Genomic DNA, 18098 nt, shown 5'->3' on the forward strand with positions numbered 1-18098 from the left:
GCCCGAGTCTAATGCCCCGATCACTGGTGACGTTCACCCGATACGCGAAAGACCCTTCCCCGGGGCACCTCGAATGGGGTGGAATCTGACTCGCCATGGACGACGACGAGGCGATCGAGCGCTCGCTCGCCGGTGACCAAGCCGCCTATGAGGTGCTGGTCGCCCGCTACAGCGCGCTCGCCCACCGTACCGCTTTCATGCTGGGGGCGGGGGACGAGGCCGAGGACGTGGTGCAGGAGGCGTTCGTCAAGGCGTTCCGGCATCTGCCGGGCTTCCGCAGGAACTCGCCGTTCCGCCCCTGGCTGCTGCGGATCGTGGCCAACGAGACCCACAACCTGACCAGGTCGCGGGGGCGCCGCTCCGAGCTGGCCTTACGGTTGAGCGCCACGGCGTCCGTGGCCGCGCCCGACGATCCCGAGGGCACCGCGGTGGCCGGCGACCGGCGCTCGCGCCTGCTGGCGGCGGTACGCCGGCTGCCCGAGCGGGAACGCCAGGCCGTCGTCTGCCGGTACTTCTTACAGCTGAGCGAGGCGGAGACGGCGCAGGTGCTCGACTGGCCCGTGGGCACCGTCAAGTCCAGCACGCATCGGGGGCTGGCCCGGCTGAGGGAGGAGGTGGGCAATGAACTCGCGTGAGCCTTTCGACGACCTGGAAGCCGAACTCCTGGCGCTCGGCGACCTCCTCGACGTCCCCGGCCCGCCGCCCGCCGACGTCGCCGCGGCCGTACGCGCCCGCCTGGAGGCTCCGGACGAGGCTTCGCGCGGTGAGGTGCCCGATCCGGCCCACGGCCCCGTCAGCGGCCCCGTCCGGCCGCACTCCCCGGTGCGCCGCCGCCGGCGCGCGAGGTGGAAGGTCGTCACGGCCGTCGTCCTCGTCGTCATCGCGATCACGGCCGCGACCCCCCAGGGGCGGGCGGCGGTGGTACGGATCCTGCGGTTCGCCGGGATCGAGCTCCGGATCGGCGACACGCCGCCCAAGGCCGTCACCGGCGTCACGCCCCTGCCGTACGAGCACCCCGTGGACCGGGACGGCCTGAAGGCCGAGGTGAAGTTCCAGGTCAGGACGCCGAAGGCGCTGGGGGAGCCCGAGCGCACCACGGTGTCCGACAGGGGCCGGGTCGTGTCGATGTTCTGGCCGGGCGGGGTCCGGCTCGACCAGTTCGACGGCGGCCTGGACCCGGTGCTCTTCAAGAAGCTCGGCCCGCCCTGGCCCGACTACACCAAGGTCGGGCCGTACCAGGCCTGGTGGGTCCCGGGGGCGCACCCCCTCGGCTACCTCAGCCGTCAGGACGGCACCGAGATCCCCCTGCGCCAGGCGGGCCCCACCCTCATCTGGCAGCAGGACGCCCTGAACTACCGCCTGGAAGGCGTCAAGACCGAGGAAGAGGCCGTCCGCGTCGCCACGTCACTCGGGTGAGCCCGTCAGCCACTCGTCCACGCCCGCCAGCAGCTCCTTGCGCACCGGCTCGGGGGCCGCGGAGGAGCGTACGGACTGGCGGGCCAGCTCGGCCAGCTCCGCGTCGCTGAAGCCGTAGACGTCCCTGGCCAGCTCGTACTGGCTCAGCAGCCGCGCGCCGAACAGCAGCGGGTCGTCGGACCCCAGGGCGATCGGCACGCCCGCGTCGAACAGCCGCCGCAGCGGCACGTCGGCGGCCCGCTCGGCCACCCCCAGCCCCACGTTGGAGGTGGGGCAGACCTCGCAGCAGATCTGCCGGTCGGCCAGCCGGTGCATGAGCCGCTCGTCCTCCGCCGCCCGCACCCCGTGCCCGACCCGGTCCGCGACCAGGTCGTCCACGCACTGCGCCACGCTGCGCGGGCCCAGCAACTCGCCCCCGTGCGGCACGGACAGCAGCCCGCCCCGCTTGGCGATCCTGAACGCCCGCTCGAAGTCCCTCGCCTCGCCCCGCCGCTCGTCGTTGGACAGTCCGAACCCCACCACGCCCTTGCCGGCGTACTGGGTGGCGAGCCGGGCCAGCGTGTTCGCGTCGAGCGGGTGGCGGGTCCTGTTGGCCGCCACGACCACCGCGATCCCGATCCCCGCGTGCTCGGCCGCCAGGCGCGCCGCGTCCAGCGTCAGCTCCAGCGTCGCCGTCAGCCCGCCGAACCGCTGCGCGTACCCCGACGGGTCCACCTGGATCTCCAGCCACCGGGACCCGGCCGCCGCCTCGTCCTCGGCCGTCTCGCGCAGCAGCCGGTAGACGTGCTCGGAACGGGTCAGCACGGACCTGGCGATGTCGTACAGCCGCTGGAACCTGAACCACCCGCGCTCGTCGGTGGCCCGCAGCTTGGGCGGCCAGTCCTCCTCCAACGCGTCCGGCAGGTGCAGCCCCTGCTCCCTGGCCAGCTCGATAAGCGTGGAATGCCGCATCGATCCGGTGAAATGCAGGTGTAGATGCGCCTTGGGCAGCGTGTTCAAGGGCCTTGCCATTTGCATATCTTGCCACTCAACCCCGGGACCGCTTCGCGCGTTGAGGAGGGCGAAAGGGGACCTTCGCTCATGACAGATGACGATGAAGCGGCCTTCGACGAGTTCCTGGCCGCCCGGAGCACCTCGCTGCTGCGCACCGCGATCCTGGTCTGCGGAGCGACCGAGCACGACGCCGAGGACCTGGTGCAGCACGCGCTGGAGAAGGTCTACCGGCACTGGCCGCGGATCAGGCGGGACAACCCGGAGGCCTACGCGCGCAAGGTCGTCGTGAACGCGGCGATCAGCAAGGCGCGGCGGCGCAAGATCGTGCAGGAGATCACCTTCGCCCGGCCGCCCGAGACCGCCGCCGACGCTCCCGACCTCGACCTGCGCCACGCGCTCATCAGGGAGCTGCGCAGGCTGCCGCCCAAGATGCGGGCCGTGCTCGTCCTGCGCTACTGGGAGGACCAGTCGGAAGGGGACACCGCGGCCCTGCTGGGCTGCTCGGTCGGGACCGTGAAGAGCCAGGCGGCGCGGGGGCTCGCCAGGGTCCGCGAAAACATGACTGTCGCAAAGGAAGTGACCAGATGAGGATCGAGGACGACCTCGCGGACGCCATGAGGGCGCACGTCGCCGGCGTGCAGGCCCCGCCGGACCTGGGCAGGTCCGTACGGCGCGGCAACCGCTCGCGCGTGCTCCGCTTTCGCGTGGCGGGCGCGGCGCTCGTCACGGCGGCGGTAGCGGTGGCCGTGCCCATGGCCCTGAACTCCGGGGAACCCGCCGGAGGGGAGGCCGCAACCGGCCAGGACCGGGCCGTGGTGCGGAACGACGTGACCGTGCCGGACGTGACGGGCAAGCCCGTCACCGAGGCGGTGCCCCTCCTGCGCGCGGCCGGGCTGCTGGCCGACCTGGCGGCGGAGGAGGTGCGGAACAACCGGGTGATCGGGCAGAAGCCCGCGGCCGGGGAGCAGGTCGCGCCCGGCAGCCATGTCGAGCTCACCCTGGAGCCGCCGCCTGTCACGATGCCGCAGGACCTGGGCGATCTGGGCGACGGGCGGGAGTTCGGCGGCATCCGCCTGGATTACCTGCCGGAAGGGCTCGAATGGGGCAAGTGGTCGGGCAAGGACGGGTTCGGCAAGCACAGTTTCACCACCACCTATGACAAGCCGGGCAACGAGCCTGGGCACTACTCCGTACAGGTGATCGTGTTCGAGGGAGAGGCCGCCAAGAGCGCCATGGCCCGCTTCCCCAAGGCCGGCGCCGAGACCGTGGACATCGGCGGCGCGAAGGCGCGCCTGGCGACGCTCGGTGAGGGTGGCGAGGTCGTGTCGGAGGGCACGCTCACGATCGCCTGGAAGCTGCGCGACGGGCTCGTGGTCGAGGTGTGCCTCAGCCCCGACTACGTCAAGGACGTGGACGGCCCGGTCGAGGCGAAGAAGATCGCGGAAGGCATCCGCGCGACCGGCTGAACCCGTGGTACGGATGAGGCCGAACGGGGGATCAACCTTGCATGATCCCTGAGGGGCCTGCCGGCATCGGGCAGGGAGGCCGCGCGGCGCTCACGGCGCTGGCCTTCGCGGCGACATCTCTGATCATCTACGCGCTCTTCTCCTCGGGGTTCGGGCGTCCGCGCCCGGCCCCTGTGGAGGGCCCTGTCATGGTCGGGGCCTCCGTCGCCGAGGCCACCCTCGCGGTGGTCTCCGACGATCTCTGGCTCACCTACCTCCCCGCGGGGCTGGAGCGCAGCGGCGGGGGATCCGTCAAGCCGAAGGGGTCGTGGGCCAGGTTCGGCTCGGCCCAGCGGTTCGTGGAGGCCCAGGTCGAGCCCGCCGCCGACTGGGTGAGCTACACCAGGAAGGCCGCCCTGCTCGACGCCCGCCCCGTCACCGTGCGCGGCAGGCCCGCCGTGGTCGGCAGGCATCCGAACGGCGGTCGGATGATCATCTGGATGGAGCGCGCGGGCACGGGGGCGTGGATCCGGGTCAGCGATTCCCTCGGTGGCGAACTGGTGGCAATTGCTGCCTCAGTCAAGAGTCCTGTAGGAGACTAAGAGCCTTTTCCATGCGTTCCTGGGGGGTCGATGCGGCGTCTGGCAGCGGTGCTCCTCATGTTCGCGCTGAGCGGGTGCGGCGCGGACGACGTGCCCGCGCCCGAGGCGATCGCCTCGCCGCCGTCCTCCGCGCACGCCCCGCACCAGGGCGTCTGGCTGGCCTGCGGCCAGACCAAGGTGGGGCTGCCCGCCATGCCCGAGGGGATGACCAGGGCGGGCTCGTTCGGCCGGCTGGGCTCGCTCACCCGCCCGCTGGAGGCCAAGGGCGTGATCTGGCGGCGCGAGGACGAGCAGATGTACGTCGGCGTCGTGTGCGGGGCGCGGACCGCCGAGGAGTTCGTCACGCTGGTCGCCGGGTCGTCGCTGACGGCGTACCGGGGCATGCCGGCGCTGCGCTGGAACACGCGCACCGGCGTGCGCAACTTCATGTGGCTGCAGCGGCCGGGCACCGCGGTCTACATCGCCGCGACGCCCGGCCTGGCCGCCCAGATCAGGCACGTCGCCGCCGGCGTCGCCCTGGACCAGGCACCCTGAACGACTAGTGCGCCTCTGACAGCAGCTTGGCCACCCGGCTGACGCCCTCGACCAGGTCGTCGTCGCCGAGCGCGTACGACAGACGGAAGTAGCCCGGCGTGCCGAACGCCTCACCCGGCACCACCGCCACCTCGGCCTCCTCCAGGATCAGCTCGGCCAGCTCGCCGGACGACTGCGGCCGCCGGCCGCGCAGCTCCTTGCCGATCAGCTCCTTGACCGACGGGTACGCGTAGAACGCCCCCTTCGGTTCCGGGCAGAACACGCCCGGGATCTCGTTGAGCATCCGGACCATCGTCTGGCGGCGCCGGTCGAACGCCGTGCGCATCTCCGCCACCGCCGACAGGTCGCCGGACACGGCGGCCAGCGCGGCCACCTGGGACACGTTGGCGACGTTGGAGGTGGCGTGGGACTGCAGGTTGGTGGCCGCCTTGACGACGTCGGAGGGGCCGATCAGCCAGCCCACGCGCCAGCCGGTCATCGCGTAGGTCTTGGCCACGCCGTTGAGGATCACGACCCGGTCGCCGAGCTCGGGGACGGCCGTGGCGATGCTGGTGAACTCGGCGCCGCCGTACACGAGGTGCTCGTAGATCTCGTCCGTGACGACCCACAGGCCGTGCTCGGCCGCCCAGCGGCCGATCGCCTCCGTCTGCTCGCGGGAGTAGACGGCGCCCGTCGGGTTGCACGGGGAGACGAACAGCAGGACCTTGGTCCGCTCGGTGCGCGCGGCCTCCAGCTGCTCGACGCTCGCCAGGTAGCCGGTGGACTCGTCGGTCACGACGTCGACCTGCACGCCGCCGGCCAGCTTGATCGCCTCGGGATAGGTGGTCCAGTAGGGCGCCACGACCAGGACCTCGTCGCCCGGGTCGAGCAGCGTCGCGAACGCCTCGTAGACCGCCTGCTTGCCGCCGTTGGTGACCAGCACCTGCGAGGCCTCGACCGCGTAGCCGGAGTCGCGCCGGGTCTTGTCGGCGATGGCCTGCTTGAGCTCGGGCAGGCCGCCCGCCGGCGTGTACTTGTGGAAGCGCGGCTCGCGGGCGGCCTGGATCGCCGCCTCGACGATGTAGCCGGGCGTCGGGAAGTCGGGCTCGCCCGCGCCGAAGCCGATGACGGGCCGCCCTGCCGCCTTCATCGCCTTGGCCTTGGCGTCCACGGCGAGCGTGGCGGACTCGGAAATAGCGGAGATTCTCGCGGAGACGCGGGGTCGGGTGGACATGGCTCCATGGTCCCATGTGCTCGGTGACCTGGGCGATCGGGATTGGGTTCGACGTACCCGGCAATCACCCGTATGCTTTCGATCGGTCCTTCCGCACCGCATGTCGGCGAGCGGTTCGGTCCAGGCAGTGGGTCGATCAGGGTAGTCTGGTCTAGCGACATAGGGCACTGGCGCAATTGGTAGCGCACCGGTCTCCAAAACCGGCGGTTGGGGGTTCGAGTCCCTCGTGCCCTGCGAGTGCGGTCCGCGCAATAATGGGCGTGTAAGCGCGCCGCAAAACTGCGTTGGATACGACAGATTCAGGTGAGGACTGTGGCGATCGACACGCGCGGCGAGACCGCAGACAAGCCGAGTGGCGAAAAGAAGACGCGCACTTCGCCTGCCCTTTTCTATCGGCAGGTCGTCAACGAGCTCCGCAAGGTCATCTGGCCGACACGCAAGGATCTCATCACCTACACCACGGTCGTTCTGGTATTCGTTCTGATCATGGTGGCGATCGTGTACGGGCTCGACAGCGCCCTGGGATGGGCAGTCCTCAAGGTCTTCGGCGGCGGCTGATCCAGACGCCGCCGGTGACAGCTGACGGAGTCGCCAGTTCGATACGACGAAAGAGGAAGAGTCACCGTGTCCGAGTCTTCAGTTCCGGCCGGCGAGTCCCGCGAGGAGTGGGACGACGAGCTGGAAGAGGCCACTGAGGAGTCCGCCGAGGAGGCGGAGCTCCAGGAGGAGGCCGAGGTCGCGGAGAGCGACGAGGCAGCCGAGGCTTCCGACGTCGAGGACGAGACGGTTCTTCCCGACGTCGATCCCGTCGAGGAGTTCAAGAGCTCGCTGCGCGGCCTTCCCGGTGAGTGGTACGTCATCCACTCTTACGCCGGTTACGAGAATCGCGTGAAGTCCAACATCGAGAGCCGCAACGTGTCGCTCAACATGGAGGACTACATCTACCAGGTCGAGGTGCCGACGCACACCGTCCAGGAGTTCAAGAGCGGCAAGAAGGTGCCGGTCAAGGAGCGCGTGCTGCCCGGCTATGTGCTGGTGCGCATGGAGCTGACCGACGAGTCCTGGGCCGCCGTGCGTAACACACCCGGTGTGACCGGCTTCGTCGGCCTGTCCAACAAGCCGAGCCCGCTCAACCTCGACGAGGTCGCCAAGCTGCTGGCGCCCGAGCCGACCGAGGAGACCAAGAAGGCCGCCTCCAAGGCGAGCGCCGGCCCCGCGGTCGAGTTCGAGATCGGCGAGTCCGTCACGGTCATGGACGGCCCGTTCGCCACGCTGCCGGCCTCGGTGAGCGAGATCAGCCCCGAGTCGCAGAAGCTCAAGGTGCTCGTCTCGATCTTCGGCCGCGAGACCCCGGTCGAGCTCTCGTTCAACCAGGTCTCGAAGATCTAGGACAATCACATACACTGAGACGTTCGGTCGGCCGCCTGATCATGAGGGCGGCCTCCGACGTGTCAGGGCTGCAATCCGCTGGCCCTGACAGGCATCGCAATCAGGACCCGGAGAAGGACAAATGCCTCCGAAGAAGAAAATCGCCGCTCTGGTGAAGGTCCAGCTCCCCGCTGGACAGGCCACCCCGGCGCCGCCGGTGGGTACCGCGCTCGGTCCCCACGGTGTGAACATCATGGACTTCGTCAAGCAGTACAACGCTGCGACGGAGTCCCAGCGGGGCAACATCATCCCCGTTGAGATCACCATTTTCGAAGACCGCAGCTTCACCTTCATCACGAAGACGCCGCCGGCGCCTGAGCTGATCAAGAAGGCCCTGGGTCTCGACAAGGGCAGCGCGGTCCCGCACCGCGACAAGGTGGGCAAGCTCAGCCGCGAGCAGCTGCGCAGCATCGCCGAGACGAAGATGCCCGACCTCAACGCCAACGACATCGAGGCGGCCGAGAAGATCATCGCCGGCACCGCCCGGTCGATGGGCATCACCGTCGCCGAGTAACACCCTTTCCAGACGTTGTGGGAGGGCCCTCGGGCCCGCGTACCACTAGGAGTTAGCAATGAAGCGCAGCAAGGCGCACAAGGACGCGGCCGGCAAGGTCGACCGCGACAAGCTCTACACGCCCATCGAGGCAGCGAAGCTGGCCAAGGAGACGTCGACCACCAAGTTCGACGCCACCGTCGAGGTCGCGCTGCGGCTGGGCGTCGACCCTCGTAAGGCCGACCAGATCGTGCGCGGCACGGTCAACCTCCCGCACGGCACCGGCAAGACCGCCCGGGTCCTGGTCTTCGCGACCGGTGACCGTGCCGAGGCGGCCCGCGAGGTGGGTGCCGACATCGTCGGCGCCGACGAGCTGATCGACGAGATCTCCAAGGGCAACCGGCTCAACGAGTTCGACGCCGTGGTGGCCACGCCCGACATGATGGGCAAGGTGGGTCGCCTGGGCCGCGTGCTCGGTCCGCGCGGTCTCATGCCCAACCCCAAGACCGGCACGGTGACGCCCGACGTCGCCAAGGCCGTCACGGAGATCAAGGGCGGCAAGATCGAGTTCCGCACCGACCGCCAGGCCAACCTCCACTTCATCATCGGCAAGACGTCGTTCGGCGAGCGCCAGCTCATCGAGAACTACGCCGCCGCCCTTGACGAGGTGCTGCGTCTCAAGCCGTCCGCGGCCAAGGGGCGCTACCTGAAGAAGGTCACGTTCTCCACGACCATGGGCCCCGGCGTCCCGGTCGACCCGAACGTCACGCGCGGCCTCACCGCTGAGCTCGACGCGTAAGCGTCTTTCTGATCGAGCCTCGCCCGGTTTCGGGCGGGGCTCTTTCTTTTTCCTCCGGCGGGCCGTGGTTTCTCGCGGAGGGTCGTTTTCCCGCGGCGGGCCGTGGCCACCGCCCCGCCGTACGGGGACCGCCTCCGAGCGGCGCGGGACGGGCGCCCGGATCCACGCGCCCTGTGCCAGACGGCCGCCCGCGCCACGGCCGCCCGCGCCACAGCCCTCCGCACCACAGCCCTCCGCGCCTGGGGAGCCGCGCGGGGCCGGGCGCCTCGATGTGGCTTGCCGGTGGCTTTGGGCGGGCGTGTGTGGCGCTGCCGGTCGTGCTCAGGCGGTGGGGGCCGTGATGGCGATGGCGGCCTTTCGCCTCGCGCAGGCGGCCCCGAGCGAGGCTGGGCGCCTTGGGGAGGGCGCGTACGGCGGCGTCGGGTGCGCTCGGGCGGTGGGTGGGGTCGTGATCGCGGTGTGGTGGCTTTCCACCTCGCGGCGCCGGGCTGGGGTGGCTCGCACGAGGTCTTCAGGCAGGCGGACCTGGGCTGAGTCGAGTTGTGCAGGGAATGTGTGAGGGGTGTGGGGGATAACCCTGGGTTTTCCCTTATTTATGAGGGGAAGTCGCAACGGCGATGCCACTTAAAAGTAGGGTCAAGACATGCTGAAGCGCACGATAGGACTCACTGCGGCCGGTGCCGCGCTCGTCGTGGCGGCGGTCGCCGGTTGTGGATCGAACGCCCAGCCCATCCAGGTCAACCTGGCCGCCTCTGAGGTGCTCACGCAGGCCGCGCAGAAGACCGCCGAGGTCAGCAGCTACACGGTCGACGCCGTGGTGAACGTCACGCACCCGCAGGAGGGCTCGGGCAAGGTGCAGGGGCGCATGCTCTACCAGAGCAAGCCCCAGCTCGCCGTGGACCTCACCCTGGACACCGTCGACATGGGCGGGAAGAGCCTGCCGGGCGGCGTGCGCGCCGTGCTGCAGGGCGACACCGTCTACGTCAAGGTGGAGGCGCTCAAGGACCTCGTGGGCGCGACCAAGCCGTGGATCAAGGTATCGCTCAGCGAGATGGGCGACTCCTCGCAGGTGAACGACTACCTGAGCAAGATCCAGCAGTTCGACCTGGGCAACGTGACCAAGCTCGTCACGGCTTCGCAGGACGTGAAGTCGGCCGGCAACGAGAGCGTCAACGGCACGGACACCACGCACTACAGCGGCACGTTCCCGGTGGACGCGGCCGTGCAGTTGCTGCCCGCCGACCAGCAGGAGCAGGCGCGTACGAACCTGGCGGAGCTCAAGGACGTCAAGTTCGACATCTGGGTGGCCTCCGACGGCCTGCCGCGCAAGCTCGCGCTGAACGGCTCCAAGGAAGGCGCCACGCTCGATGCCACCCTGCTCTTCAAGGGCTTCAACGAGCCGGTGACCATCGAGGCCCCGCCCGCTGACCAGGTCGGGGAGATGCCCAAGGGCACGACCAACTGAGAACGATTTGGAAACTCGGCGGCCAGGACGTACTCTGGTCGTTGCCGAAGACCGCCGGTCGTCGTCAGGTGCCTCAATGCCTGGCGACCGAAGGATCCACATCTTGTGGACGGCCCGCGCAGGTGTGATGCGAGTTTCCCACATGGTGTGACCCATGTGCGTGAGCCCCGTGTGCGCCCTGCGCCCGGGGCTGTTCTCATTTTCAGGGCCTTCGCCGGCGGCACATCTGGAAGGAGGCCCATGGCGAGGGCGGATAAGGCGACAGCGGTTGCCGAGCTCAAGAGTGAGTTCGAAGGCAGCGCTGCCGCCGTTCTGACCGAGTACCGCGGTCTCACCGTCGCGCAGCTCAAGGAGCTGCGTAAGTCTCTCGGTGAGAATGCGAAGTTCGCCGTGGCGAAGAACACCCTGACCAAGATTGCGGCCAACCAGGCCGGATTCTCGGGTCTCGATGACCTGCTCGCCGGTCCGACCGCGATCGCCTTCGTCAACGGCGACGTTGTCGAGGCCGCCAAGGGTCTGCGTGACTTCGCCAAGGCCAATCCCCTTCTGGTGATCAAGGGCGGTGTCCTCGAGGGCAAGACGCTCGACGCCACCGAGATCACCAAGCTCGCCGACCTCGAGTCCCGCGAGGTCCTCCTCGCGAAGCTTGCTGGCGCGCTCAAGGCGAAGCAGAGCGCTGCCGCTGCTGTGTTCGCCGCGCTCCCCACGCAGATGGCTCAGCTGGCCGACGCCCTGCGCGCGAAGCGCGACGAGGCGGGCGAGTAACACGGGGGTTGCCGCAACACCCGCGGTCCCGTTTCTAGTTTCAGCAAGTCCCGAACGTAAGGAAAAAGCATCATGGCGAAGCTCAGCACCGACGAGCTGCTCGACGCGTTCAAGGAGATGACCCTCCTCGAGCTGTCCGAGTTCGTGAAGCAGTTCGAAGAGGTCTTCGACGTCAAGGCCGCCGCCCCCGTCGCCGTTGCCGCCGCCGCCCCCGCGGGTGGCGCCGAGGCCCCGGCCGTTGAGGAGCAGGACGAGTTCGACGTCATCCTCGAGGCTGCCGGCGACAAGAAGATCCAGGTCATCAAGGAGATCCGCGCCCTCACGTCCCTGGGCCTCAAGGAGGCCAAGGACCTGGTGGACGGCGCTCCCAAGGCTGTCTTCGACGGCAAGGTCAACAAGGAGCAGGCGGAGAAGGCCAAGGCTGCCCTCGAGGGCGCCGGCGCCACCGTGACCGTCAAGTAAGACGGTTTCTGTTCGCTGAAAAGGGGCGGGGACATCCTGGTGCCGGATGTCCGCCGCCCCTTTTTCGTGCCCTGAGCGGCCTCGTTCAGGAGATTCTCATGTCCGTCTCATCGCGCCGCGAAGCGGCTTGCCTAGCGTGCGAGCTGTGGTTACCGAAGCGAAGTCCCGTTGGGCGCTGACCGCCCTGCTCATAGGCACCGGAGTGCTCTACATCTGGGGTCTCGGCGCCTCCGGATGGGCTAACTCGTTCTATTCGGCGGCCGTTCAGGCGGGCAGCCAGAGCTGGACGGCGTTCTTCTTCGGGTCCTCCGACGCCGCGAACGCGATAACCGTCGACAAGACGCCCGCCTCCTTGTGGCCGATGGCGCTCAGCGTGCGGCTGTTCGGGCTCAATTCCTGGGCCGTTCTCATTCCTCAGGCGCTCATGGGCGTCGGCACGGTGGCGCTGGTGTACGCGTCCGTGCGCAGGTTGACCAACGTCCGGGCCGGGCTGCTGGCCGGGGCCGTGATGGCGTTGACGCCGGTGGCCGTGTTGATGTTCAGGTTCAACAACCCCGACGCGCTGCTGGTGCTGCTGCTGACGGCCGCCGGGTACTGCGTGGTGCGGGCGCAGGAACGCGGGGCCACGCGGTGGCTGGTGCTGGCGGGGGCGGCGATCGGGTTCGCCTTCCTGGCGAAGATGTTGCAGGCGTTCCTGGTGTTGCCGGGGTTCGCCCTGGTTTATCTCGTCACGGCGCCGGTGCCGTTCTGGCGGCGGATGTGGCAGTTGTCGCTGGCCGGTGTGGCCATGGTGGTCTCGGCCGGGTGGTGGGTGCTGGCGGTGGCGCTGGTGCCGGCCTCCGAGCGGCCGTACATCGGGGGGTCCCAGACCAACAGCGTGCTGGAGCTGGCGCTCGGCTACAACGGGATCGGGCGGCTCAACGGCGGTGACTACGGCGGGCTGGGCAACCTGAACCAGCAGGCCGGGTGGCTGCGGCTGTTCGACACCGAGGCGGGCGGGCAGATCGCCTGGCTGCTTCCGGCGGCGCTGGTGCTCCTGGCCGCCGTCACCTGGGTCACCCGGCGGGCGCCGCGGGTCGATCCGGTCCGGGCCGCCACCTGGGTCTGGGGGAGCTGGCTGATCGTGACCGGGCTGGTCTTCAGCCTGATGCAGGGCATCTTCCACGCGTACTACACCGTGGCCCTGGCTCCGGCGATCGCGGTGCTGGTGGGTATGGGGGCGGCCGTCCTGTGGGAGGGGCGGGCGTACCGGCCGCTCGCGGTGATCACGGCCGGCACTGCCGTGTGGTCGTACGTGCTGCTGTCGCGCAGCGCGGAGTGGAACTCCTGGCTGGGCGTGGTCGTGCTGGTGGCGGGGCTGGGGGCGGCCCTGGCGATGTTGTTCGCGCGCCGGGCCCTGGTCGTGGTGGCCGTCGCCGTGGTGGCGTGCCTGGCGTCCCTGGCGGGTCCGGCCGCGTACGCGGTGGACACGGCCTCGTCGGCGCACACCGGAGCCATTCCGACGGCGGGGCCCTCCACCGGTGGCCGGGGCTTCGGCGGGCCCGGCGGGTTCGGTGGCGGCGGCCAGCAGTTCCGGCGGATGCCCGGGAACGGCCCGTCAGCCGGCCGGCAGGCGTTCCAGGCGCCGCCCGGTGGCCGGGGGATGGGGCGGGGCGGCATGGGCGGGCTGCTCAACGCGGGCACCCCGGCCGCCGAGCTGACCGCGCTGCTGAAGACGGACGCCTCCGCGTACACGTGGGCGGCGGCGACGGTGGGCTCCAACAACGCGGCCGGCTACCAGCTCGCCGCCGGCGCGCCGGTGATGGCGGTGGGCGGCTTCAACGGCACCGACCCCGCGCCGACGCTGGAGCAGTTCAAGCAGTACGTCGCCGAGAAGAAGATCCATTACTTCATCGGCACGGGGATGGGGATGGGGATGGGCGGCCGCAGCACGGGCGGCAGCGACGACGCGGCCCGGATCGCGGCCTGGGTGCAGGAGACCTTCACCGCCACCACCGTGGGAGGGACGACGGTCTTCGACCTCACGCAGGCTTGAGCGAGGCGGCGGCGGCGCGGACCTGGGTGACGGCGCCGGTGTCCATGTAGTCCCTGGTGTGGATGATCAGGCCGTTCCTGATCCTGAGCACGAGCAGGCCCGGGACGGTGATCGACTGGCCGGCGACCGTGACGAACGTGTCCTGCTCCACCAGCACGACCTCCGGGTCGGTCGCCTGGTGGAGCGAGACCCGCCGTACCTCGTCGGGCTTGAACGGCATCGCGCCCCACATCGCCCGGTACCCGGCGCGGATCTCCTCCCTCCCCTTGAACGGCGCCGGCCCCCCGAACGGGAACTCGTGCAGCGCGTCCTCCGCGTAGAGGTCGGCCAGTTCGTCGGCGGACTTGTGGAGCATGGCCGCGTGGTAGGCGGTGACGATCTCTTCGATGGACATGGGGAATCCCTCCCAATTCGCTCAACGGGCGTTGACTCAACGAGCGTAGAGCGAATGGGCGAGGTCGGTCAACGCATGTAGAGTCGGGGCGTGGTCGAGAAGGGGCTTCCGCGGGCCGAGCGGCGGCGCAGGAGCGAGGAGCGGATCCTGGAGTCCGCCAGGGCGCTGTTCGCCGAGGTCGGGTTCGAGCGGGCCACCATCAGGGCCATCGCCAAGCGGGCCGAAGTCGATCCCGCCCTCGTGATGCAGTACTTCGGCAGCAAGCAGGAGCTCTTCCAGCGGGCCGTGCGGGTGGCGCCGGTCGCGCACGGCGCGCTGGGCGCCGACGAGGTGGTCGAGCAGGTGCTCGGCACGCTCGGCCTGAAGCTGGGGGAGCTGCCGCAGAGCTCGCTGGCCATGATGCGGTCCATGCTCACGCACCCCGAGGCGGCCGTCTCGGCGCGCAAGGTGCTGGGCGAGCAGATCGACCGGCTGGCCCAGGTCGTACCGGGCGAGGACGCGAGGCTGCGGGCGGCGCTGATGATGATGATCATGCTCGGCGTGACCGTCGGGCATCAGCTGCTCGACCTCGACGAGCTGCGCGGGGTGCCGCAGGAGGAGATCGCCCGGCTGCTGCGGCCCGGCCTGCAGGCGCTCGCCGGCCCGGAGGGCTCATAACCGCGCCGTAACAAGTTATTGGAACGGGTTCCAATTCGGTCGGCCGCCGTTACGGTTGAGAGGCCCCTGAATACTGCCTGCGATCGGAAGGTGTCCAGTGGGAGTCGAGGTCGTGGTCGACGGGCTGACCAAGTCGTTCGGCCGGCAGGTGATCTGGGAGGACGTCTCGCTCACGCTCCCCGCGGGCGAGATCTCCGTCCTGCTCGGCCCCTCGGGCACCGGGAAGTCGGTCTTCCTCAAGACGCTGGTGGGCCTGCTGCGGCCCGATCGCGGCCACATCTGGATCGACGGCTACGACCTGGCCAACTGCAACGAGAACAAGCTCTACGAGCTGCGCCGGCTGTTCGGGGTGCTCTTCCAGGACGGGGCGCTGTTCGGCTCGCTCAACCTCTACGACAACATCGCCTTCCCGCTGCGCGAGCACACCAAGAAGACCGAGTCGCAGATCCGCCAGATCGTGATGGAGAAGGTGGAGCTGGTCGGCCTGGTCGGCGCGGAGTCCAAGCTGCCCGGGGAGATCTCCGGCGGCATGCGCAAGCGCGCCGGGCTGGCCAGGGCGCTGGTGCTGGACCCGGAGATCATCCTGTTCGACGAGCCCGACTCCGGCCTCGACCCGGTCCGCACCGCGCTGCTCAACCAGACCATCGTCGACCTCAACGCCGAGATCGAGGCGACGTTCCTGATCGTGACGCACGACATCAACACCGCCCGTACGGTCCCCGACAGCATCGGGATGCTGTTCAGGCGCGAGCTGGTCATGTTCGGCCCGCGCGAGATGCTGCTGTCGAGCGACGAGCCGGTGGTGCGGCAGTTCCTCAACGCCAGGAGGCACGGCCCCATCGGCATGTCGGAGGAGAAGGACCTCTCCGAGCTGGAGGCCGAGGCCCAGATGGGGCTCGACCCCGGCCTGCTGCCGCCGATCCCGCCGCAGCTCATGCCGACCGGCAACCGGATCCGTCGCTCGCAGCAGCCGCCGGGGACGTGGCTGGCGGCCAACGGCGTGATCCCGCCGCAGGGGTCGTTCGTCGACGAACGCGGGCGTAACTGGCTGGAGGAGTATCCCCGCCTCGTGAACGCCTACCTCCACGGCGTCCAGTGACCCCCTGACTTCCTGTCAGGGAGGGCGGCGCCAGGCCCTCAGCGGGCAGCTGAGGGCCGCCTGAGGGCATATCGGGGAGATCCGGGCTCGTTGCCCGATTCGTGCCACGTCCTCTACCGTCTCGGTTGGTTCGGGGGCTCCAGCGCGGAGCCGGGGGTTATGATCCGGCGACCGGCTGGGGAAGGGGTGAGTGACGTGGCAGGACTTGCCGCCCGGCCCGCCCGCATCCTGATCGCCGCGCTCAGCGGAGTGCTCGCGGTGCTGGTCGGCCTGGGCGTGTGGATCGCCGCGCAGGCGCGCGAGGAGCAGGGCAGGGCAGGCGACAAGCAGGCGGCGCTCCTGGCGGCGGGGACCCACGCGAAGAACCTGATCTCGCTCGACTACAAGACCGTCGACGCCGACATCAGGCGCATCCTCGACACCTCGACCGGGCCGGCCAGGGCGGAGTACGAGGCCAGCGCCGCCAAGCTCAAGTCCACCACGGTCCAGAACAAGGTCATCCAGCACGGCGTGCTGCGTGCCACGGGGCTGGCTTCCATGGCTGGCACCACGGCCAAGGTGCTGGTCGTGGCCGACGTGGAGATCCGCTGGGACGGCTCCAAGAGCCCGCCGCAAGAGCGGTACTACCGCTGGTCGATGGAGCTGGCCAAGGTCGGCGGCGCCTGGCTGGTGTCCAAGGCGGTGCAGGTGGCATGAGGTGGTGGAGGGCCAGGTGAGGACGCTCACGATCGTGCTGCTGGGGATCCTCGTGGTGGTGGCCGGGGTGCTGGTGCCCACGATGTGGTTCAACCTGCGCGACCTGCGGGCGGCCGACGCGGCCGGGACGCAGGCGATGGCGGCGGCCAAGGAGGTGGCGCCCGATCTGCTCTCCTACGACTACCGGACGGTGGAGGAGGATCTGGCCCGGGCGGGGACGCACACGACCGGGGAGTTGACCAAGCACTACAAGGAGCTGACCACGTCCCTGGTGTCCAGGGCCAAGGCGCAGAAGATCGTGCAGACCGTGGCCGTGGCGGGGGCGGCGGTCGAGCGGGCGGCGCCCGATCGCGTAGAGGTTCTGCTGTTCGTGAACACGGGTATGGTCAAGAACGTTCCGGGCGAGGCTGCGCCACAGCAACAGTTCACCCAGAACCGCGCCAGGTTCGTCATGGTCCGGCAAGGATCACGCTGGCTGGTGGCCGACCTGTCGACCCTGCTGGGGACCGCCTGACGCCTACGGCGCGCCGCTTCGTTCAATTGTTACCAAAAATCAGGTTTAGCGAAGCCATTGGAGCGGGTATCTCCGTCACAGCTACACCGGTTGTCGGCATGGGTTCGGCCCCCGGTGTGACGGAGCGTTAACCGCCCCCGTTCGCGGGTATCGTCTTGGGCCTGGCGGTAGGCGCCCGGTCACACAGGGGAGAAAACCCAGCGTCCGGGCCCCTAGTCGGCTAAAAGTCGGGCTTGTGGGCTTGACGTTTCCGCCTGAACGGGCGATGCTGCGACCAACGTGGAGCATGAAGCGAGAGCGAAGTGGACAGGCGTGTGCCGTTCGGCTACACTGCCCCTTTGCGCTGCCCTTTGACGACCCGCTCCGCTTGCTCACGTTGCGAGGTTGTCTGGCGTGCGTGTAGTCAGTCCGCCGCGAGCCCTCGGAAGGACATCTGTTGGCAGCCTCGCGCAACGCCTCCGCCGTACCCGCTGGTCCCCGTCGCGTGTCATTCGCGCGCATCCAGGAGCCCCTCGAAGTTCCTGACCTTCTCGCTCTGCAGACCGAGTCGTTCGACTGGCTGCTCGGAAACGAGAAGTGGAAGGCCCGGGTAGAGGCGGCTCGCCAGGCCGGGCGCAAGGACGTCCCGACTCAGTCGGGCCTCGAAGAGATCTTCGAAGAGATCAGTCCGATCGAGGACTTCTCGGGGACCATGTCCTTGTCGTTCCGCGACCACCGATTCGAGCCGCCGAAGTACTCAGTAGATGAGTGCAAAGACAAGGACATGACCTTCTCCGCCCCGATGTTCGTGACGGCGGAGTTCATCAATAACACCACCGGTGAGATCAAGAGCCAGACGGTGTTCATGGGCGATTTCCCGCTCATGACGCCGAAGGGCACGTTCATCATCAACGGCACCGAGCGTGTCGTGGTCTCGCAGCTGGTCCGTTCGCCCGGTGTCTACTTCGAACGCAATGTCGACAAGACGTCCGACAAGGACCTGTTCGGCTGCAAGGTCATCCCGTCGCGGGGTGCCTGGCTGGAGTTCGAGATCGACAAGCGCGACAGCGTCGGTGTGCGCATCGACCGCAAGCGCAAGCAGGCCGTCA

At 69.2% G+C, this 18098-nt stretch carries 21 protein-coding genes, 1 tRNA gene and 1 pseudogene; 20 read left to right on the top strand and 3 right to left on the bottom strand.

Annotation, left to right across the window (positions count from 1 at the left end):
- The first annotated feature begins 95 nt into the window (after nucleotides 1-95).
- A complete protein-coding gene (locus tag ACIHFD_RS27305) occupies nucleotides 96-635 on the top strand; it encodes an RNA polymerase sigma factor (protein WP_397369246.1) in 540 nt (179 codons plus the stop codon).
- Nucleotides 622-1416 carry a hypothetical protein gene (locus ACIHFD_RS27310; protein ID WP_397369247.1) on the top strand — a complete coding sequence of 265 codons (795 nt, stop codon included), beginning with the start codon at nucleotides 622-624 and terminating at the stop codon, nucleotides 1414-1416. The genes ACIHFD_RS27305 and ACIHFD_RS27310 overlap by 14 nt, the downstream gene beginning before the upstream one ends.
- Here ACIHFD_RS27310 and ACIHFD_RS27315 read toward each other — a convergent pair.
- Nucleotides 1405-2427, bottom strand: coding sequence for an adenosine deaminase (locus ACIHFD_RS27315; RefSeq protein ID WP_397369248.1), 1023 nt, complete (start codon nucleotides 2425-2427; stop codon nucleotides 1405-1407). The two genes, ACIHFD_RS27310 and ACIHFD_RS27315, sit on opposite strands and share 12 nt — an antisense overlap.
- 69 nt (nucleotides 2428-2496) lie before the next feature.
- Between ACIHFD_RS27315 and ACIHFD_RS27320 the strand changes: the two genes are divergently transcribed.
- From ACIHFD_RS27320 to ACIHFD_RS27335, 4 genes are read left to right on the top strand one after another with little or no spacing between them, the layout of a single operon-like run.
- On the top strand, nucleotides 2497-2997 hold the full coding sequence (locus tag ACIHFD_RS27320) for a SigE family RNA polymerase sigma factor (protein WP_363962175.1): 501 nt from the start codon (nucleotides 2497-2499) through the stop codon (nucleotides 2995-2997).
- A complete protein-coding gene (locus ACIHFD_RS27325; protein WP_397369250.1) occupies nucleotides 2994-3875 on the top strand; it encodes a PASTA domain-containing protein in 882 nt (293 codons plus the stop codon). Before ACIHFD_RS27320 ends, ACIHFD_RS27325 begins: the two co-directional genes overlap by 4 nt.
- 41 nt (nucleotides 3876-3916) lie before the next feature.
- Complete coding sequence (locus ACIHFD_RS27330) at nucleotides 3917-4456, top strand: hypothetical protein (RefSeq protein ID WP_364264827.1); 540 nt, start codon at nucleotides 3917-3919, stop codon at nucleotides 4454-4456.
- 30 nt (nucleotides 4457-4486) lie between these two features.
- The gene (locus ACIHFD_RS27335) at nucleotides 4487-4990 is read left to right on the top strand and encodes a hypothetical protein (RefSeq protein ID WP_397369251.1); all 504 of its coding nucleotides are present in this window, start codon (nucleotides 4487-4489) and stop codon (nucleotides 4988-4990) included.
- A gap of 4 nt (nucleotides 4991-4994) precedes the next feature.
- On the opposite strand, the gene ACIHFD_RS27340 is transcribed toward ACIHFD_RS27335, so the two are convergent.
- The gene (locus ACIHFD_RS27340) at nucleotides 4995-6203 is read right to left on the bottom strand and encodes a pyridoxal phosphate-dependent aminotransferase (RefSeq protein WP_350733411.1); all 1209 of its coding nucleotides are present in this window, start codon (nucleotides 6201-6203) and stop codon (nucleotides 4995-4997) included.
- A gap of 161 nt (nucleotides 6204-6364) precedes the next feature.
- Between ACIHFD_RS27340 and ACIHFD_RS27345 the strand changes: the two genes are divergently transcribed.
- The 9 genes from ACIHFD_RS27345 (at nucleotide 6365) to ACIHFD_RS27385 (ending at nucleotide 13650) form a co-directional block, all read left to right on the top strand.
- A tRNA-Trp gene (locus tag ACIHFD_RS27345) sits at nucleotides 6365-6437 on the top strand.
- Nucleotides 6438-6515: 78 nt separating this feature from the next.
- The gene (secE, locus tag ACIHFD_RS27350) at nucleotides 6516-6761 is read left to right on the top strand and encodes a preprotein translocase subunit SecE (RefSeq protein ID WP_357725570.1); all 246 of its coding nucleotides are present in this window, start codon (nucleotides 6516-6518) and stop codon (nucleotides 6759-6761) included.
- Nucleotides 6762-6827: 66 nt separating this feature from the next.
- Nucleotides 6828-7592: a transcription termination/antitermination protein NusG gene (gene nusG, locus ACIHFD_RS27355; RefSeq protein WP_397369252.1), complete on the top strand. Its 765-nt coding sequence runs from the start codon at nucleotides 6828-6830 to the stop codon at nucleotides 7590-7592.
- 121 nt (nucleotides 7593-7713) lie between these two features.
- Nucleotides 7714-8145: a 50S ribosomal protein L11 gene (gene rplK / locus ACIHFD_RS27360; protein ID WP_138719455.1), complete on the top strand. Its 432-nt coding sequence runs from the start codon at nucleotides 7714-7716 to the stop codon at nucleotides 8143-8145.
- Between the two features lie 58 nt (nucleotides 8146-8203).
- Nucleotides 8204-8923: a 50S ribosomal protein L1 gene (gene rplA / locus ACIHFD_RS27365; protein WP_350733415.1), complete on the top strand. Its 720-nt coding sequence runs from the start codon at nucleotides 8204-8206 to the stop codon at nucleotides 8921-8923.
- Nucleotides 8924-9566: 643 nt separating this feature from the next.
- Nucleotides 9567-10388, top strand: coding sequence for an LppX_LprAFG lipoprotein (locus ACIHFD_RS27370; RefSeq protein ID WP_397369253.1), 822 nt, complete (start codon nucleotides 9567-9569; stop codon nucleotides 10386-10388).
- 240 nt (nucleotides 10389-10628) lie between these two features.
- A complete protein-coding gene (gene rplJ / locus ACIHFD_RS27375; protein WP_350733418.1) occupies nucleotides 10629-11153 on the top strand; it encodes a 50S ribosomal protein L10 in 525 nt (174 codons plus the stop codon).
- Nucleotides 11154-11225: 72 nt separating this feature from the next.
- Nucleotides 11226-11615, top strand: coding sequence for a 50S ribosomal protein L7/L12 (rplL, locus tag ACIHFD_RS27380; protein ID WP_350733420.1), 390 nt, complete (start codon nucleotides 11226-11228; stop codon nucleotides 11613-11615).
- A gap of 145 nt (nucleotides 11616-11760) precedes the next feature.
- A complete protein-coding gene (locus tag ACIHFD_RS27385) occupies nucleotides 11761-13650 on the top strand; it encodes an ArnT family glycosyltransferase (RefSeq protein WP_397369254.1) in 1890 nt (629 codons plus the stop codon).
- On the opposite strand, the gene ACIHFD_RS27390 is transcribed toward ACIHFD_RS27385, so the two are convergent.
- The gene (locus ACIHFD_RS27390) at nucleotides 13637-14044 is read right to left on the bottom strand and encodes a nuclear transport factor 2 family protein (RefSeq protein WP_397369255.1); all 408 of its coding nucleotides are present in this window, start codon (nucleotides 14042-14044) and stop codon (nucleotides 13637-13639) included. The two genes, ACIHFD_RS27385 and ACIHFD_RS27390, sit on opposite strands and share 14 nt — an antisense overlap.
- Before the next feature lie 90 nt (nucleotides 14045-14134).
- Here ACIHFD_RS27390 and ACIHFD_RS27395 point away from each other — a divergent pair, with 90 nt between their 5' ends.
- From ACIHFD_RS27395 to ACIHFD_RS27415, 5 genes and pseudogenes are all read left to right on the top strand, one after another.
- On the top strand, nucleotides 14135-14701 hold the full coding sequence (locus ACIHFD_RS27395) for a TetR family transcriptional regulator (RefSeq protein WP_397369256.1): 567 nt from the start codon (nucleotides 14135-14137) through the stop codon (nucleotides 14699-14701).
- Nucleotides 14702-14798: 97 nt separating this feature from the next.
- Nucleotides 14799-15800, top strand: coding sequence for an ABC transporter ATP-binding protein (locus tag ACIHFD_RS27400; protein WP_397237310.1), 1002 nt, complete (start codon nucleotides 14799-14801; stop codon nucleotides 15798-15800).
- Between the two features lie 195 nt (nucleotides 15801-15995).
- Nucleotides 15996-16496 (top strand): hypothetical protein, encoded by a 501-nt coding sequence (locus ACIHFD_RS27405; RefSeq protein ID WP_397369259.1) that lies wholly within the window; start codon nucleotides 15996-15998, stop codon nucleotides 16494-16496.
- Nucleotides 16497-16512: 16 nt separating this feature from the next.
- Entirely contained in the window at nucleotides 16513-17010 is a 498-nt protein-coding gene (locus ACIHFD_RS27410) for a hypothetical protein (protein ID WP_397369260.1), read from the top strand.
- A gap of 436 nt (nucleotides 17011-17446) precedes the next feature.
- A pseudogene (locus tag ACIHFD_RS27415) lies at nucleotides 17447-18098 on the top strand (DNA-directed RNA polymerase subunit beta); the annotation flags it as partial.

The sequence above is a fragment of the Nonomuraea sp. NPDC051941 genome (assembly GCF_044593615.1).

Bases quoted from the DNA above. Each gene is read 5' to 3' on its own strand.
- ACIHFD_RS27305 (WP_397369246.1), top strand. From the start codon at position 96: ATGGACGACGACGAGGCGATCGAGCGCTCGCTCGCCGGTGACCAAGCC.
- ACIHFD_RS27310 (WP_397369247.1), top strand. From the start codon at position 622: ATGAACTCGCGTGAGCCTTTCGACGACCTGGAAGCCGAACTCCTGGCG.
- ACIHFD_RS27315 (WP_397369248.1), bottom strand. From the start codon at position 2,427: ATGGCAAGGCCCTTGAACACGCTGCCCAAGGCGCATCTACACCTGCAT.
- ACIHFD_RS27320 (WP_363962175.1), top strand. From the start codon at position 2,497: ATGACAGATGACGATGAAGCGGCCTTCGACGAGTTCCTGGCCGCCCGG.
- ACIHFD_RS27325 (WP_397369250.1), top strand. From the start codon at position 2,994: ATGAGGATCGAGGACGACCTCGCGGACGCCATGAGGGCGCACGTCGCC.
- ACIHFD_RS27330 (WP_364264827.1), top strand. From the start codon at position 3,917: ATGATCCCTGAGGGGCCTGCCGGCATCGGGCAGGGAGGCCGCGCGGCG.
- ACIHFD_RS27335 (WP_397369251.1), top strand. From the start codon at position 4,487: ATGCGGCGTCTGGCAGCGGTGCTCCTCATGTTCGCGCTGAGCGGGTGC.
- ACIHFD_RS27340 (WP_350733411.1), bottom strand. From the start codon at position 6,203: ATGTCCACCCGACCCCGCGTCTCCGCGAGAATCTCCGCTATTTCCGAG.
- rplK (WP_138719455.1), top strand. From the start codon at position 7,714: ATGCCTCCGAAGAAGAAAATCGCCGCTCTGGTGAAGGTCCAGCTCCCC.
- rplA (WP_350733415.1), top strand. From the start codon at position 8,204: ATGAAGCGCAGCAAGGCGCACAAGGACGCGGCCGGCAAGGTCGACCGC.
- ACIHFD_RS27370 (WP_397369253.1), top strand. From the start codon at position 9,567: ATGCTGAAGCGCACGATAGGACTCACTGCGGCCGGTGCCGCGCTCGTC.
- rplJ (WP_350733418.1), top strand. From the start codon at position 10,629: ATGGCGAGGGCGGATAAGGCGACAGCGGTTGCCGAGCTCAAGAGTGAG.
- rplL (WP_350733420.1), top strand. From the start codon at position 11,226: ATGGCGAAGCTCAGCACCGACGAGCTGCTCGACGCGTTCAAGGAGATG.
- ACIHFD_RS27390 (WP_397369255.1), bottom strand. From the start codon at position 14,044: ATGTCCATCGAAGAGATCGTCACCGCCTACCACGCGGCCATGCTCCAC.